General features: G+C 51.3%; 15 protein-coding genes. 11 read left to right on the forward strand and 4 right to left on the reverse strand.

Features of this window, described 5'->3' with window-relative positions; translation table 11 throughout:
* Positions 1–80: 80 nt before the first annotated feature.
* Positions 81–1,082, forward strand: a complete 1,002-nt coding sequence (locus FHS16_RS24010; protein WP_183568920.1) for a sensor histidine kinase — start codon at positions 81–83, stop codon at positions 1,080–1,082.
* Positions 1,083–1,130: 48 nt separating this feature from the next.
* The gene (locus tag FHS16_RS24015; protein ID WP_183568922.1) at positions 1,131–1,790 is read left to right on the forward strand and encodes a response regulator transcription factor; all 660 of its coding nucleotides are present in this window, start codon (positions 1,131–1,133) and stop codon (positions 1,788–1,790) included.
* Positions 1,791–1,796: 6 nt separating this feature from the next.
* Here FHS16_RS24015 and mobB read toward each other — a convergent pair whose 3' ends face one another.
* Positions 1,797–2,297: a molybdopterin-guanine dinucleotide biosynthesis protein B gene (gene mobB, locus FHS16_RS24020; RefSeq protein WP_183568924.1), complete on the reverse strand. Its 501-nt coding sequence runs from the start codon at positions 2,295–2,297 to the stop codon at positions 1,797–1,799.
* Between the two features lie 203 nt (positions 2,298–2,500).
* Between mobB and FHS16_RS24025 the strand changes: the two genes are divergently transcribed.
* A complete protein-coding gene (locus tag FHS16_RS24025; RefSeq protein ID WP_246431929.1) occupies positions 2,501–3,853 on the forward strand; it encodes a molybdopterin molybdotransferase MoeA in 1,353 nt (450 codons plus the stop codon).
* Positions 3,854–4,356: 503 nt separating this feature from the next.
* On the opposite strand, the gene FHS16_RS24030 is transcribed toward FHS16_RS24025, so the two are convergent.
* Both FHS16_RS24030 and FHS16_RS24035 read right to left on the reverse strand, forming a co-directional pair.
* Complete coding sequence (locus tag FHS16_RS24030; RefSeq protein ID WP_183568926.1) at positions 4,357–5,043, reverse strand: hypothetical protein; 687 nt, start codon at positions 5,041–5,043, stop codon at positions 4,357–4,359.
* A 139-nt stretch (positions 5,044–5,182) separates the two neighbouring features.
* The gene (locus tag FHS16_RS24035; protein ID WP_183568928.1) at positions 5,183–5,551 is read right to left on the reverse strand and encodes a hypothetical protein; all 369 of its coding nucleotides are present in this window, start codon (positions 5,549–5,551) and stop codon (positions 5,183–5,185) included.
* Between the two features lie 105 nt (positions 5,552–5,656).
* Between FHS16_RS24035 and FHS16_RS24040 the strand changes: the two genes are divergently transcribed.
* The 8 genes from FHS16_RS24040 (at position 5,657) to FHS16_RS24075 (ending at position 15,691) form a co-directional block, all read left to right on the forward strand.
* Entirely contained in the window at positions 5,657–6,490 is an 834-nt protein-coding gene (locus tag FHS16_RS24040) for a YwmB family TATA-box binding protein (RefSeq protein WP_183568929.1), read from the forward strand.
* Positions 6,491–6,628: 138 nt separating this feature from the next.
* Positions 6,629–8,185, forward strand: a complete 1,557-nt coding sequence (zwf, locus tag FHS16_RS24045) for a glucose-6-phosphate dehydrogenase (protein WP_183568932.1) — start codon at positions 6,629–6,631, stop codon at positions 8,183–8,185.
* Between the two features lie 40 nt (positions 8,186–8,225).
* Positions 8,226–9,812, forward strand: coding sequence for a peptide chain release factor 3 (locus FHS16_RS24050; protein ID WP_183568934.1), 1,587 nt, complete (start codon positions 8,226–8,228; stop codon positions 9,810–9,812).
* A 164-nt stretch (positions 9,813–9,976) separates the two neighbouring features.
* Entirely contained in the window at positions 9,977–11,041 is a 1,065-nt protein-coding gene (murG, locus tag FHS16_RS24055; RefSeq protein ID WP_183568936.1) for an undecaprenyldiphospho-muramoylpentapeptide beta-N-acetylglucosaminyltransferase, read from the forward strand.
* A gap of 392 nt (positions 11,042–11,433) precedes the next feature.
* Positions 11,434–12,495, forward strand: coding sequence for a LacI family DNA-binding transcriptional regulator (locus FHS16_RS24060; RefSeq protein WP_183568938.1), 1,062 nt, complete (start codon positions 11,434–11,436; stop codon positions 12,493–12,495).
* Positions 12,496–12,607: 112 nt separating this feature from the next.
* The gene (locus FHS16_RS24065; protein WP_183568941.1) at positions 12,608–13,771 is read left to right on the forward strand and encodes a Gfo/Idh/MocA family protein; all 1,164 of its coding nucleotides are present in this window, start codon (positions 12,608–12,610) and stop codon (positions 13,769–13,771) included.
* Between the two features lie 50 nt (positions 13,772–13,821).
* Positions 13,822–14,544, forward strand: a complete 723-nt coding sequence (locus FHS16_RS24070; protein ID WP_183568942.1) for a ThuA domain-containing protein — start codon at positions 13,822–13,824, stop codon at positions 14,542–14,544.
* A gap of 46 nt (positions 14,545–14,590) precedes the next feature.
* Positions 14,591–15,691, forward strand: coding sequence for a Gfo/Idh/MocA family protein (locus FHS16_RS24075; protein ID WP_183568944.1), 1,101 nt, complete (start codon positions 14,591–14,593; stop codon positions 15,689–15,691).
* A 174-nt stretch (positions 15,692–15,865) separates the two neighbouring features.
* On the opposite strand, the gene FHS16_RS24080 is transcribed toward FHS16_RS24075, so the two are convergent.
* Positions 15,866–16,735 (reverse strand): glycine betaine ABC transporter substrate-binding protein, encoded by an 870-nt coding sequence (locus tag FHS16_RS24080; RefSeq protein ID WP_246431930.1) that lies wholly within the window; start codon positions 16,733–16,735, stop codon positions 15,866–15,868.
* Between the last annotated feature and the right edge of the window lie 23 nt (positions 16,736–16,758).

The raw sequence follows: 16,758 nt of genomic DNA on the forward strand, positions 1-16,758 counted from the left end.
TAAACAAGATTAAACAATGAAATACGCTGACATAAGCTTGCGATACAGGTTAAAATAGTACATAGAGGGAAGTGAGCCGTATGGAGCAAGGCAACAAAGCTGACCAGCCAAATCATGCGGCCCGCAGGCGCAATGTGGCAGAAACGGTGTTATGGCTGCTTATTATTATTAGCTTGGTCGTTATCGTCCTGCAAGGCATCGGATACGTGGAGCTGTTTACGCTGCAAGGCAAATGGGCAGTCGTCGGGCTGACGATAGTTGGAGCCGGACTTGCGGCAGCCACGTTGAACGGTTATTTGCAAAATTCGAAGCTGAAGGAAACGCTCAAGCGGATGACTGAACAGCAGATGAAACGTCGCTTTACGGTTACCTTGAGCAATGGCGAGAAAACGGACAACGAGGTTTCTGAGCAGGAGCAAGTCGATCCGAAATGGACGGAGAAAGTGAAATTCACAGCCGTTATCGAGGAACGTCAGCGGCTGGCGCGCGAGCTGCATGATGCGGTAAGCCAGCAGCTATTCGCGATTTCCATGACGGCGACTGCCGTCAGTCGAACCATTGATCGTGATTGGGAGCGTGCAAAGCGGCAGGTACAGCTTATCGAGGAGATGGCTGCCGTTGCCCAATCAGAGATGCGAGCTTTGCTGCTTCATCTTCGGCCCGTCCACCTGGACGGAAAAAATCTCGGGCAGGCGCTTACTGTGCTGGTGGATGAGCTGAAGCAGAAGGTGCCGATGACGATTATGCTGGAGGTGGACGAGACGATTGTTCTGCCGCCGAATGCAGAGGACCATCTGTTCCGAATTGCCCAAGAGGCTTTGTCCAATACGCTGCGGCACTCGAAAGCGGAGAGTATGGATATTAAGCTGGTGCGGATAAATAATCAAGTTTATATGAGCCTGCAGGACAGCGGGGTAGGTTTTGATCTCGAAGCGAAAAAACAAACCTCTTATGGGCTCCTTACGATGGAGGAGCGTGTGATGGAGCTGGGCGGATCTCTGCAAATGATTTCTAAGCCTGGAGAAGGCACCATTATTCAAATATGGATTCCTGTCGATTCACAACGAGAGACGAAAGTATAAACCAAGCTTATTTTTCTAAAATAAAAGGCGGTGTAAGGCGTGGAAGCAATGGAACAATTAACTCAGCCGATCAAGGTGCTGCTTGTCGATGATCATGAAATGGTACGGATCGGGCTTGCGGCGGTGCTCGATACCGAAGACGGCATTGAGGTTGTCGGCGAAGCGAGCAATGGGATGGATGGAATCCGACTGGCACAGGCTTATAAACCGGATGTTGTGTTGATGGATTTAGTCATGGACGGCATGGACGGCGTGGAGACGACAGCAAAGCTGCTCGAGCTTTATCCGGAATGCAAGGTTATCGTGCTTACCAGCTACTTGGATGACAGCAAGCTTTATCCGGTCATTGAAGCGGGAGCCTTCAGCTATTTGCTGAAGACGTCGCGGGCGACGGAAATCGCAGATGCAATCCGTGCTGCTGCGCGGGGACAATCGGTATTGGAGTCGCAGGTGGCAGCCAAAATGATGAATCGCTTCCGGCAACCCAAGCAGCAGGAGCAAGCTCCGCTGCATGATGAGCTGACCGATCGCGAGATGGATGTGCTGAAGCGTGTGGCGCGGGGAAGATCCAATCAGGAAATTGCCGATGAGCTGTTTATCGGTGTCAAAACCGTCAAATTTCATATCACGAATATTTTTAATAAGCTCGATGTAGATGACCGAACGCAGGCGGCCATTTATGCGCTGAAGCAAGGAATAGCGGAATAGCAAGCATCACGAAAGCGGGAGCAAGGCTATTATTTTTTGATACATGAGCGCGGTCTGGTTAACATCAATAGCAGGTATGGACGAGTTGTCCGCCATGAAATTGCTCATTTCAGGCCATAGGGCTGCAGCAAGTGGGTTGGTAAGCTCGTTTAGTAGCGCTGTGTCTTGCGCTGAACGAATCATAATGATTTTGGGATAGGAGGCGTCCTTGAAGCCTTCAACAAGCACGACATCAACCTCTGACATATGGGCAAGCAGCTGATCCAGCGGCTCAGAATACGGCTTTAGTATGGCCGTGCGATTAGCTGAAGTGATTGCCGTAATGTCTGCCCCGGCCGCTTGGTGCTTCCAAGTGTCGGTTCCTGGGGTATCGATCTGAAAATCATGCGCATCGCGCTTAACTGTTCCAACTTTATAACCTGCAAGCTTTAAATGCTCCGTCAGCCGGCAAACCAATGTGGTTTTGCCGGTATTTTTGTATCCGACGATTTGGATGATAATTGGCATGATTTTCTCCTTTATGATGCGTTTACGGTAATTGCCAATAGTTTAACATACATTGTAAAATGAATGCTGGATATGCTGCCGTCAGGGCTAAGCTGGCAGCTAAAAGGGCGGATGATGGCAACGGCCGTTAAAAGGCGGATGATGGCAATGGCAGCTAAAAGGGCGGATGATGGCAATGGCAGTTAAAAGGGCGGATGATGGCAATGGTAAAGAAGCATAGCGGAATGAATGGACAGGGGAGCCGGTTCAATCGGCGAGCCGTACGGGTAGAAGAGGCGCAGCGGCGAGTTCTCGAGGCCGCTGCGGGGCAGGTTGTCGGCAGCGAGCTTGTCGCGCTGCACGAGAGCGGCGGCCGCAGGCTTGCGCAGACGGTGACGGCGTCAAGCGATTGGCCGCCCTTCGCGCGCTCGGGCCTCGACGGCTACGCCGTGCGCGCGGCAGATATCGCGGAAGCGTCGCCGGAGAAGCCGGCGGAGCTGCGCGTTGTCTATGAGGTCGCAGCGGGCCAAGTGGCCCCCGCGGCCTTGCAGGCGGGCACGGCCGCGCGCATCATGACCGGCGCGGCTGTGCCTGAAGGCGCAGACGCGGTCGTGATGCTCGAGCAGACCGCGGAGGCGATGCTGGCGTACGGCTCGCGCGCGGTGCTGATAAAGCGCGCGGGCGCCGCAGGCCAGCACATTGCGCCCTGCGGCGAGGAGTTCCGCCGCGGGGGCGTGCTTGCTGTGCCCGGCACGCTTGTGCGGCCGGGCCATGTTGCGCTGCTCGGCACCTTCGGCTATGCCGAGGTGGCCGTGCGGAAGCGCCCGCGCATAGCGGTATTTGCGACCGGCAGCGAATTGCTGGCGGTTGCGGCGCAGCTTGCCCCTGGGCGAGTCCGCGACAGCAACAGCAGCATGGTTGCAGCTATGGTTCATCAAAGCGGTGCAGAGCCCCTACTGCTCGGTGCACTACCGGATGAGCTTGCAGCGGTTGAAGCAGCTCTTGCCGAAGCATGGGAGAGCTCCGACATCATCGTAACGACAGGCGGTGTGTCCGTAGGCGACTATGATGTAATGGCAGAGCTTATTCGAGCCTTCAAGGACGGCAGCGGGGTGCGAACGAAGGTACAGCTGAGCAGCCTTCAATCGGCTGCAGAGCGGCCAGCATCTCGGCTTTTATTCGACAAAGTTGCAATGAGGCCAGGCAGCCCAACTTCTGCCGCGGTAATAGACGGGAAGCTTCTATTTGCCTTATCGGGCAATCCGGGAGCATGCTTTGTCGGATTCGAGCTGTTCGTGCGTCCGGCGATCCATCTTTTGTTAGGCGTTCGTGAAGCATTGCCGACAGTTGTGCGAGCAAGGCTCTTAACGGCCGTTGAGAAGCCGAGCCCTCATGATCGTTTTGTACGCGCGCGCCTTGTAATAGGGGAGAACGGCATGCTATCAGCAGATCCGCTCGCATTCGCCAAGTCCAGCATGATGGCTTCGATCGCCGAAGCGGAGGGGCTCGTTATTATACCCGCCGGTTCAAAAGGAGCGGAAGTTGGCGAGGCTGTAGACGTTATTTTAATTCCGTAGCAATATTAGCAGGCATGCATAGGGATAAATAAACTTAACTGGAAGGAAATAGAGGGGGGGAAGGCGAATATAGTGATAAGCTTCTTTGCCAGATCTGTCTGGAACCGCATAACAATCATATTGCCGAAGTTTCTACCGTGCAACGGATAGAGCCCTCCGTCCTGCATGTTATACAGGAAAGAGGGCATTTTTAAAATATAGGAAAGTATATCATTTCGCCAACTTTCTCTATATTTCTATGCGAAACGTAAGCTTAACCGCCAGAGGACGGCTTCAGCCATTTACGCTTGACGTATTGGAAAGGATATGAGTTTGCTTATCCTTTCTCTATACGTTTCGCCGAAACGATGGCGTCTATGGAAAGGACGCCGTCAGTCGTTTCTTATTAAAAAAATTGGAAAGGATATGATTTCGCCATCCTTTCTCTATATTTCTCGGAATGAAACACGCCGCGCCGCCAAAGGACGGCGACAGCCGTTTCACCGTATGTAGCGTTGGTTAGATTATAAATATTGATTGATAATTAACCCGACGTACGGCACAGGTGAGTAGGTTTGAACAGAATTGAAATAGGCTGCATACGGAAGGGTCGCTGTTAGCTCGGGCTGAAGCAGGTCTTCCGGCTTCTGCTGCTCCGTATAGGCCAAAGCTACCTTAATGTCTGTCAATAGTCCGCTCGTTCCAAGCAGCAGCCGCTTCATCCGTTCAACGTTCACCTGCGCAGTGTCCGTCGACTCCGCAGTTTGGCCTTGAATAATCCACTGTCCATTTTGTATGTGTCGGTGCAAGCCGATTTCTTGAACAGCCGGGTGGCGAAGAGCTTGCTCAATGGTGAGCCACAGCTCAGGGTTTAAATCGCCTTTCCCCTGCTTATACTGGTTTTCGAGATCACTAACGAGAAGAGCGAGTTGGTCTAAGCTGTCTTCGATTGGCTCATTATTGTCGAGCTCTCGCCCAAGCTTAATGGATAGCTGATGCAAGGCGTGCTGGGATTGTCTTGCTGTCTGAAGCCAGGAGGCTGCATGGCCTGCTGCTTGGTGGAAAGTGCGACGCCATTCATCGTTATGCTCGGGCGCAAACTGCGGTTCTCCGTCCCTATATGGATAATAGGCATAAGAGCTGACGGCTTGCACGGGGGTATACGCCGATGACCGTTCAATGCTCCTGATGGAGCGAATAGATGAGCTCATAAGCAATCTCCTCTCTACCTTCTTCTGCAAGTTCAGCGACAGCATACTATACCGAGCATGAAAAGGCTGGCGAAACTTGTCATTGAATGATTTAAAAATAAAAAGCGGCGTCACACTGAACGGTTAGCCGCTTTGTCGATTACAGCAGCAGGAATAGAAAAGCGACGAGCGCGAAATCAAGCGCAAGCGCTCCGCCCCATGGATAATAAGGACGCGGACCATAGTAGTAAGGATCATAAGGATAAGCTTGAGTTTGTGCTTGCGGAACAGCTGCTTTTGGTGAAAGCTCTTTTTTACCTTTACCGCTTTTTTTCTTTTTTGAAACAGTTGGCTGCGTTTGGGTCACGTTGGCCTCAAGTTCGCCGGCTTCCGCATTAAGCAGCACTTTGCCTCCGCTGCATGAGCTAAGTATGCCGACATGGCGTGAACCGTCATTCATAACGACGCATACCGGATAGCCGCAAAACCGATTAACGACGTCTTCATGCAATGGATAAATAGGTTCCATTTTGCTAATGACACCTCCATTTGATCATTCCTGCAACTAGTGTATTCACCTACAGGCGAACGTGTATGGATGTTTACCCATTCCGAGAGGACAGGAGCGAAAATCATGTACATTCCGAATCAAAACGCACCGGCAAGGCATCGTTTGTCGGCAAAGCAGCGCGCCAAGCGTACCAAGCAAGGAGTGCTGCTTGCTTTGGCAGTGATCTCCGTATGCGCGATATGGGCGATTTGGCAAGCAGGCCAAGCTCCAAAGGAAACGACATCGGCGGAGCAGCTGCTTCAGCATGATTTGAAGGCACTATGGGAATGGAGCGATGATCAGGTGAAAGGCGGTTCAGTTGGCGCGAGCTGGTCGATTCGTTGGGATGTGACAGGAAAAGCAGGCTCAATGCAGGATCTTACCTTGCAATTATTTGCAGAGGAGAAGGGAGAAGCGGTGGATAAGGTTGTCGCCAATGAAGGGAAAACGGTCTCCGGCTTAGTCGCGAAATATGGAGGCAAGGTATCTTTGCATCTGATTCAAAAGGACAATCAAAGCGAGCAGCTCATGATCCTTCTAGAGACGGCTAGCACGGCGAGTACCGAGAGGGGGAGCTTGCTGCAAAAATCAGCGGATATTTCGTCGAAGATTGCGCTCATTTCGCCTGCTTTTACAAGCAGCATGAAAGTACAGGGGTATACGAAGCATGACCAGACTATCCAACGAATGACGAGGCTGACCGATGCTAAATCCATTGACCGCTATGAGGATGCAGGCACGATCAGCGAAACGTTCTATACCCGCATGCTGCATTCTGTCATTCCAGTCAAGAATGGGAAATCTGCAAACTTTCAAGTTGCCTTGCATAAAGATACAGACACGGGAAATACCGAATTAACGATCGGAATACCAGTTATTACTGGGGAATACAGCGTTTCCAAGGCTGAAAGTGATTGAAATAGCTGTTCTGATTAGAATAAGTAACGGATCTTATCAGTATTTTTTATGATAAGTTGAATAGCGAATTATAGTTGGATATGCTAAACTACATAACATGTGAAGCTGTATAAAATACATAGGGAAAGAATGAGGCAAATGACATATACGAATACTCTTGAATCCGTCTCCGCAGAGGGCTCTGTTTACTATCTGTTCGGAGCAACGGGCGATTTGGCTCGGCGCAAGCTATTCCCAGCCCTTTTCAGTTTATATAAAGAAGGCAAGCTTTCGGAGAACTTTGCCGTAGTTGGCCTTGCAAGACGTCCTCGCACAAATGAGCAGTTCCGTGCTGACCTATACGAATCAATCGTAGAATTTTGCCGATATAAAGCGGACGATGCTGAGCTTTGGAACCGTTTTGCCGAACATTTCGTATACATGTCGCTGGATATCAACGATGTGGAAGGCTTCAAGGAGCTTAGCAAATTGTCCGAGCAGCTTGATGCCAAGTTCGACATTCCAGGCAACCGTCTCTTTTACTTGGCGCTGGCGCCTTCGCTTTTCGGGCCGGTTTCATTCAATCTGCGCGACGGCGGGCTGCTTGAATCGAAGGGCTGGCACCGTGTCGTCATCGAGAAGCCTTTCGGCTACGATTTGCCATCCGCGCAGAAGTTGAACGAACAGATTAACCAAGTGTTCAAAGAGGAAGAAATTTATCGGATCGACCATTACCTCGGCAAGGAAATGGTGCAAAACATTCAAGTCATTCGTTTTGCAAATGCATTTTTTGAGCCTTTGTGGAATAATAACCATATTGCCAATGTTCAAATTACCCTATCGGAAACAGTGGGCGTAGAGGATCGCGGCGGTTATTATGATAAGTCAGGCGCTTTGCGGGACATGGGCCAGAACCATATGCTGCAAATGCTGACGATGATCGCCATGGAGCCGCCAAGCCGCTTGCACGGAGAAGATATCCGCGACGAGAAGGTAAAGGTTCTTCGCTCCCTGCGCAACTATAAGTCCAGCGATGAAGTGCGTGAGAATGTTGTTCGCGGGCAATACAGCGAAGGCAGCCATCACGGGAAGGATCTTCCCGGCTATCGTCAAGAGGATTCGGTCGGCGAGGATTCAACGACTGAAACTTATTTCGCTGCTAAAGTATTTGTGGATAATTTCCGCTGGGCTGGCGTGCCGTTCTATATTCGGACAGGCAAGCGTCTTCCAGTCAAAACAACGGAAATCGTCATTGAATTCAAATCGATGCCGCAGAACGTCTTGTTCGCGCAGCGTCATGATCTCGCTCCGAACCTGCTCGTGATTCGCGTAAATCCGCTTGAGGGCATATATATTAAAGTAAATGCAAAAACACCGGGCGAGAACAATTCCGTACAGCCGGTAGCGATGGAATTCTGCCAGAGCTGCCAGGTCGGCTTGAATACGCCAGAAGCTTATGAGCGTCTTATCCATGATGCAGTACGCGGAGATTCAACCTATTTCACACGTTGGGATGAAGTATCCCAGGCTTGGGCATTCGTTGACCGCATCGCACAGGCATGGCGCGAGGACAAAGGCGATCTGAAGCAGTACCCGGCAGGATCATGGGGTCCGGATGCAGCCAACCAAATGCTCGGAGAAGACGGTTTCCATTGGTGGCCGGTTAACGGACAAGAGGAAGATAAAGTTATTTGGGTTTCGAACAGCGGCAAATAACCGCTGCCCGCATACCTTACGTAATGAAGGGAAGTCAAGCATGAGCAAATCGTTAAGCGAAGAAATCAAACAGGAAGTAGATAAGCGGCGTACGTTCGCGATTATCTCTCACCCTGATGCAGGGAAAACAACCCTAACTGAGAAGCTCCTCCTATTCGGAGGAGCCATTCGGCTTGCTGGGTCAGTCAAGGCGCGCAAAGCGAGCCGGCACGCCACGTCCGACTGGATGGAGATCGAGAAACAGCGGGGAATTTCCGTAACGTCGAGCGTAATGCAGTTCGATTATCTGGATCACCGCGTCAATATTCTTGATACGCCAGGTCACCAAGATTTCAGTGAAGACACGTACCGTACGCTTACTGCAGCCGACAGTGCCGTTATGCTTATTGACGTGGCCAAAGGCGTAGAGGCACAAACGATCAAGCTGTTCCAAGTTTGCCGCAAGCGCGGCATTCCGATATTTACTTTTATCAACAAGCTAGACCGTGAAGGCCAAAGCCCCTTTGAACTAATGGAGGAGCTGGAGCGGGTGCTGGGCATCCGTGCAGTACCAATGAACTGGCCGATCGGCATGGGCCGCGAGCTATGCGGCGTGTACGACCGGATGAAGACCCAAGTAGAGCTGTTCCAAGGCAATGACCATACAACGATTGAAGTGCGTTCGGTCAGCGATTATAATGATCCATTGATCCGCGAGATGGCTGGTGATTATTTGACGGACCAGTTGATTGGCGACCTGGAGCTGCTCGATGTTGCAGGCGATCAATTCGACTTCGAGAAAGTGCAGGCGGGCGAGCTGACACCGGTGTTCTTCGGAAGCGCGGTTAACAACTTCGGCGTACAGACGTTTCTTGAGAACTTCCTGCAGCTGGCGCCTAAGCCGACCTCACGCAACAGCACGACTGGACAGGTGGACCCGACGAATGAGAAGTTCACCGGCTATGTGTTCAAAATTCAAGCGAATATGAATCCAGCGCATCGCGATCGGATCGCTTTCTTGCGCATTTGCTCCGGCAAGTTCGAAAGAGGCATGAGCGTACGCCATGTTCGCAACGGCAAGGATATCAAGCTGGCGCAGCCGCAGCAATTTCTCGCACAGGATCGCGATATCGTAGATACGGCATACCCAGGCGACATTATCGGTTTGTTCGACCCAGGCATATTCCGAATCGGCGATTCTTTATCCCAAGGCGGAGAAGTTGTATTCGATGAACTGCCGACGTTTTCCCCCGAGATATTTGCCAAAGTCACCGTCAAAAATGCGCTTAAGCATAAGCAGTATCAGAAAGGCATTGACCAGCTGACGGAAGAGGGCACAATTCAGGTGTTCCATTCCACAGGCAACTTCGACGAGACGATTCTCGGCGTGGTCGGTCATTTGCAGTTCGAGGTATTCGAGCATCGGATGAAGGCGGAATACGGCGTTGATATTCAACTGCACCGCATGCAGTTCCAATTCGCGCGCTGGATCGTGGATGACAATATTGATCCCGGCAAATTCCGTATCAATACGACGCTTGTGAAAGATAAAAAGGGCAATTACGTCGTCTTGTTCGAAAATGAGTATGCGATGCGTACCGCTATCGACAAGAATCCGACATCAAAGTTTTTGGAAACGGCGCCTTAAGCATTCGGTTGCAAGTAGCCGGCAGCATCCCCAGCCTACCCTCGCAGCAGCGCAGGAGGCCGGGGATGCTTTTTCTTTTGCATTCAATTAAAGGAAATGCAGTGCTAAAAAACAGGTTTGCCCGTATAATAGATGGATAAAAAACGATAGGTGGCTAGTCATTCATGAAAACAATCATGTTCACCGGGGGAGGCTCAGCCGGACACGTTACCGTTAATTTGGCCTTGATCCCGCGGTTTTTGGAAGAGGGCTGGTCAGTTCAATATATCGGATCGGAGAGCGGTATTGAACGGCAGCTTATCGCAACGATTCCGGAGGTCAAATATTTCCCTATTTCGACCGGCAAGCTCAGAAGGTACATCGATATGCAAAATATTAAGGACCCTTTCAAGGTTGTGAAGGGGCTCTTTCAGGCGTACCGGCTTATTAAGAAGAACAAACCGAATGTTATTTTCTCCAAAGGCGGCTTTGTGTCAGTGCCAGTTGTGCTTGGCGCATGGCTGAACAAGGTACCTCTGCTTATTCACGAATCCGATTTAACGCCGGGACTGGCAAACCGGATTTCAATCCCGTTTGCCACTGGCGTATGTACGACCTTCCCTGAAACGGGAGGCATGCTGAAGGCTGATAAAAGCAGGCATGTCGGGGCTGTCATCCGTGAGGAGGTAAAGCAAGGAAATGCAGATCGCGGCAGAGCCTTCTGCGGCTTTACGAGAAGCAAGCCCGTTATTCTTATTATGGGCGGCAGCCTAGGGGCGCGGAAGATCAATACGGCGGTCAGGCAGTCGTTATCGGCTCTTACTAAGCAATATCAGATCGTACATTTATGCGGAAAAAATCAAGTTGACCCCTCGCTTACGATGCCTGGCTATAAGCAATTTGAGTATGTGAACGAGCAGCTGCCAGATGTGCTGGCGATGACCGATCTGGTCATTTCACGCGCAGGGTCCAACTCCATCTTCGAGTTTCTCTCTCTGAAAAAACCGATGCTGCTCATTCCGCTGACCAAGGAGCAAAGCCGCGGTGACCAAATTCTGAACGCGCAGTCGTTCGAGAAATCGGGCTACGCCGATATTCTTTATGAAGAGAAGCTGACCGCAGTGACGCTGGCAGAGAGCGTTGATCGCTTGTACACGAACCGGGCTGCTTATGTGGATCGGATGAATATGAGCGAGGAAGCGAATGCGCTGTCCGCCGTATTTGATTGGATTATCGAGATCGCGAAGTAGTAACACGGTCAGTATAAAGAGACTGTCCCAATAGGGGAAGCAAAGCAGTCGGCCAAATCCGTAACATGCACCAATGAGCCTTCAACACCACTATGAAAGTGGCGCTGAAGGTTTTTTTTAACCCGAAATCGCTTAACAAGCGAGTACAGCATTTTTCAAAATCGGCTTTGAGACAGCTCCTTTCTGCTAAACGATAAGGTGCTGCGAATTTGTACCAAATAGAGCATTGACGATGAAACGTTTTCATGCAATAATGTACGCGTGTACATTAATTGTTGAACGATTGAATTTTTTGGTTTTGAGCGGTTGGATCATGTCCTTGAATAAGGAATAATGCGTGTTTACGTCAAACATTATGCAGTCACCATTAGAGTAAAGACAACTTTGTATTGATGCACTACATCAGTCATATCAGGAGGCATTCGATCATTAGCAGGAAAGAAGTAGCGAAGCTGGCAGGTGTCTCCGAGGCGACCGTGTCTAGGGTGTTAAACAATGTCGGCCCCCTTAAGGAGGAGACCAGGGAGCGGGTGCTGCAGGCTGCAGCTGCTGTCGGTTATGTACCGAATGCGCTGGCGCAGCAATTCGCTAGACGGAAAAGCGGGAATATCGGCGTTATTCTGCCATTTATGCCAAAGGTTCGCCTGTTCTCCACCTATTATTTCTCGGAGATATTAAGCGGGATTGGCGAAACGGCAAAGCGCTGCGGCTACGACCTGCTGCTCATCTTCAGGGAGCAGGACGGCGCGAGGGATTACGCGAATCTATTCCGAACGCAAAAGATTGATGCTTGCGTCGTGCTTGGTTCGCAGGACGTGCCGGAAGAACGTGCGGCGCTGGCTGAGCTTAAAGCGGGGGATTATCCCTTCTGCCTGGTTAACCAGCGATATGACGAAGCTGCCTATGCTACTGTGGATGCGGATCATGTGTCCGGCAGCATGGAAGCTGTCCGTCATTTGCTTGAGCAGGGCTGCCGCAGCATTGCTTTCATCAACGGACCGCTGCAATACTCGAATAGTACGGACAGGCTTGAGGGTTACAAGAAGGCGCTGGGTAAAGCTGATATTCGTTATGACCAAGAGCTGGTCTACGTCGGAAATTACAGTAGGAAAAGCGGTTATGAGCTGGCTGAGCGGCTTGCTTTGCATATTAAGTCAGGAAGCGTGGATGCCATATTCGCGGCCAACGACCGAATGGCGATTGGATTAATGCAAGGTTTACGGGAGAGCGGTTTAGAAGCTGGAAAGCAATATGCAATGGTCGGATACGATGATTCAGACGGCTCGAGCATCATAAGTCCTCAGCTTACGACCGTTGCGGTGCCCTTTTACGAGATGGGCAAGCTGGCAGCTGCAAGGCTGCTTGACCACACACATACAAGTGAAGATGAGGACACTGCTGACAGCTTACTGCCAGTACAGTTAGTCATTAGAGAAACTTCAATTTATGAGTAAAGGGTAAGTTGCGTAAATAGAGCAAGGGGCTTCAAACCTTGGTACAATCGCGAAACGGGTATTGCGGCATACGTCTGCGGAACCCGTTTACGCATAAGAGAGGCGGTAGATTATGGATAAAGTAAGAGTTGGCATGGTTGGTTATAAATTTATGGGCAAGGCGCACAGCAATGCATACCGCGCGCTCCCGATGTTTTTCCCGGATTCGATCAAGCCGGAGATGACGGCGATATGCGGCCGCGATCCGCAGGGATTAGAGCAAGCAAAGACACAATTCGGCTGGCAAAGCTCCGAAACGGATTGGAAGGAGCTTGTTAAGCGGGATGACATCGATTTGATCGATATTAATGCGCCAAGCGATGCGCATAAGGCAATCGCGCTGGCTGCGGCCGAGGCCGGCAAACATATTTTCTGCGAGAAGCCGCTTGCGCTAACACTCGAGGATTCCCGCGAAATGCTGGAAGCGGCAGAGAAGGCCGGCGTGAAGCATATGGTTGGCTTCAACTACCGGTTTGCGCCAGCTGTGCAGCTTGCCAAGAAACTCGTTTCCGATGGGCGTCTTGGAGAGATTTATCATTTCCGCGCCGTATTTCTGCAGGATTGGATTATCGATCCGAACTTCCCGCTCGTTTGGCGACTTCAGAAGGAAATTGCCGGCTCTGGCTCGCATGGAGATTTAGGAGCGCATCTGATCGACATGGCACGATTCCTAGTCGGCGAGTTTGACGAGGTTATTGGCATGAGTGAGACGTTCGTGAAGGAACGCCCTATTGCATCGACAATGACCGGACTTAGCGCAAAAGGTAGCGAGGACGGACCACGCGGACCGGTTACCGTTGATGACGCGACCGTATTCATGACTCGTTTTGCCGGCGGCGCGCTCGGCAGCTTCGAGGCGACGCGCTTTGCGGCAGGCCATCGCTGTACGAATGCCTTCGAAATCAATGGCAGCAAAGGCAGTATTAAGTTTGATTTCGAACGGATGAACGAGCTTCAGGTTTATTTCACAGACGATGCGGAGGACGTGCAAGGGTTCAGGCGGGTGCTGGCTACGGATCCTTCACATGCTTACATGGATGCATGGTGGCCTGCCGGTCATACGATTGGCTATGAGCATACGTTCACGCATGAAATGCATGAGCTGATGCAAGCCTTTGCCGAGGACCGTCAGCCTGTGCCGAACTTCGTAGACGGCGTGAAATGCCAGGAGGTGCTTGAGGCGGTTGATCGCTCGATTGCCGAGCGGCGCTGGGTTTCAATTAGTGAGCTAGCTTAGCATGGAATGATAAAGTGGAAGAAATCAAAGTGAGAGGCAGGGCGAATTCGATGAAAAAAGCATTAATCGTATGGGGCGGCTGGGATGGCCATCAGCCGAAAGAGGTCGCTGAAATTTTCCGCGGGGTGCTCGTTGCCGAGGATTTTGAAGTTGAAGTTTCAGATACGCTGGAAGCATTCTCTGATGCCGAGAAGTTAAAAGGGCTTGATCTCATCGTTCCTGTATGGACGATGGCACGGATTGAACAGCAGCTGGTCGATAACGTCTCCGCTGCTGTCCAAAGCGGGGTAGGATTGGCAGGCTGTCACGGAGGCATGTGCGACGCGTTCCGCGAGAATGTGGATTGGCAGTTCATGACGGGCGGCCAATGGGTTGCACATCCAGGCAATGACGGAGTGGAATATACCGTGAATATCAATAACTCATCGAGCCCGCTTACTGACGGCATCGACGATTTCACGGTCAGCTCCGAGCAATATTATTTGCATGTGGATCCTGCGGTAGAGGTGCTGGCGACAACGCGCTTCCCGCTTTCGCCTGGGCCGCATTCACTCAACAAGGCTGTCGATATGCCAGTTGCATGGACGAAGCGTTGGGGCGTGGGACGCGTGTATTACAACTCGCTTGGGCACCAGGCGAATATTATTGAAATTCCTACCGTGAAGGAGCTTATGCGCCGCGGATTCCTTTGGTGCGCGGAAGGCAAGGCTAGAGCGCTTGAGGCGGGAACCGCCTCAGCCGCATACAGCGGCATGGCAGATAACCAGCTGTAAGTAAAAGTGATTAAAAACTAGGATATGGGACGAGGGACGGGCGACAATGGAAAAAATTAAAGCGGGCATTATCGGAACTGGCAATATTAGCGGCATTTATTTTGAAAACGGAAATCGCTTCGACGCGCTTCAAGTAGTGGCTTGCGCGGATTTGGATGTGGAACGGGCCATTGCGCGAGGCGAGGAGTTTGGCGTTCGCGGCTGCTCGGTCGAGGATTTGCTGGCAGATCCCGAGATTCAATTGATTATTAACTTAACGATTCCACAAGCCCATGCCTCCGTATGCTTGAGAGCATTGGAAGCCGGTAAGCATGTCTATGTGGAGAAGCCGTTCGCGGTCACACGTGAAGAAGCGCAGGAGGTGCTGGATCTCGCAGCGAGAAAAGGGCTGTTGGTCGGAAGCGCGCCTGACACCTTCCTCGGCGGCGGCATTCAGACGAGCATTAAGCTGCTCGAAGACGGCTGGATCGGAACTCCGATCGGGGCTACCGCTTTCATGGTCGGAGGCGGACACGAATCCTGGCATCCGTCGCCAGAGTTTTATTATCAAAAAGGCGGCGGTCCGATGTTCGATATGGGACCCTATTATTTGACTGCGCTTGTCGCGCTGCTTGGACCGATTACTCGTGTCACGGGCTCTGCCCGCATATCATTTCCGGAGCGTACGATTACGAGCAAGCCCAAATACGGCCAGCAGGTTCAGGTAGAGGTTCCGACGCATATCGCTGGCGTAATGGACTTTGCCTCGGGACAGATTGGAACGCTGTTAACGAGCTTCGACGTTAAAGGCGGCTCCACCCTTCCGCGCATTGAGGTGTATGGCAGCACCGGAACGCTGCTCGTACCCGATCCGAACAGCTTCAGCGGCGAAATCAAGCTATGGCGCGCTGGCGCAAATGAATGGTCCAGCATCCCGCTAGCTTATGGCTATACGGAAAATGCGCGCGGCGTTGGTGCAGCCGACATGGCGAAGGCGATTCAAACCGGCCGTAAGCATCGTGCGAACGGCGAGCTTGCTTATCACGTGCTGGAAGCGATGCATGGCTTCCACGACGCTTCAGAGCAAGGCGTCCACTACGTAATGAAGAGCACCTGCGAGCGTCCGGCCCCATTGCCGCTGGGCTTGCAGCCGTACTGCTTGGATTAATAGTAAAGAAGCATTTGGAAGGGAGGATCGTCTCCTTGCCAGATGCTTCTTTTAGCTGTGATTGATAACTGATGAATATTTAAAATGATGTTTGTCGCCGATGAAGCTGTCCAAGACGCAGCGGGCAAGCATAATAAGAAAAAGCAGGGCGGAATTCGCCCTGCTTCTTTCATATTATTCGGCGACCCAAGCATCTACTTTGCTCGTGTTCTGTTCAACCCATGCTTTGGCTGCAGCTTCCGGCGTTTCGCCTTCTTGGATTTGAATCATAACCGCTGCCATATCATCTGGCGTCCAGTTAAACTGGTCGAGGAATGTGAAGGCTTCCGGTTGATCCTCCTTTAATCCTTTGCGGGCAATCGTATGAATCTGCTCGTCCCCGCCGTATACGTTTTGGGGATCCTCCAAATATTTAAGCTCCATCTTGGCGAACATCCAGTGAGGCGTCCAGCCCGTGACGACTATCGGCTCTTTGTTTGCATATGCCTTCTCGAGCTGTTGCGTCATCGCTGCCGATGAACTCTCCAGAAGCGTCCATTTGTCGCGGAGCTTATAAGAATCAAGTACTTTCTCCGTAGACATCATGATTCCAGCGCCGGGCTCGATGCCGATGATGGTATGGTCAACAGTATCGCCTACTGCGTCATTTAGTTCATCGATGCTGTTGATGTCCATGTACTTTGGTACGACAAGTCCGATTTTGGTACCCTCAAGGTTTGGCCCGAGGTCCTCATATTTGCCATTATATTTGGAAACATATGAAGCATGAGTCGTAGGCAGCCAAGCAGCTACCATAGCATCGGCGCTCCCGTCGGAAATGCCGGCCCACATCGGTCCAGCGTCTACCTGCATCAGCTCAACCTCATAATTCAATTTTTGTTCCAACACTTCTTTTACGACATAGGTGCTGGCGATTTCCGAATCCCATGCGACATAAGCCAGTGTTACTTTTTTCTTGCTGCTGCCGTTCGAGGCGGAGCAGCCTGCTACTAATGCGATTACCAGAACAGCTGCTGCAATTATACTTATACGATTGAATTTCAAAAAATCACTCCTTAAATTTCTGC

The sequence above is a fragment of the Paenibacillus endophyticus genome (assembly GCF_014192395.1).
In the GTDB taxonomy this organism is placed as follows: domain Bacteria; phylum Bacillota; class Bacilli; order Paenibacillales; family Paenibacillaceae; genus Pristimantibacillus; species Pristimantibacillus endophyticus.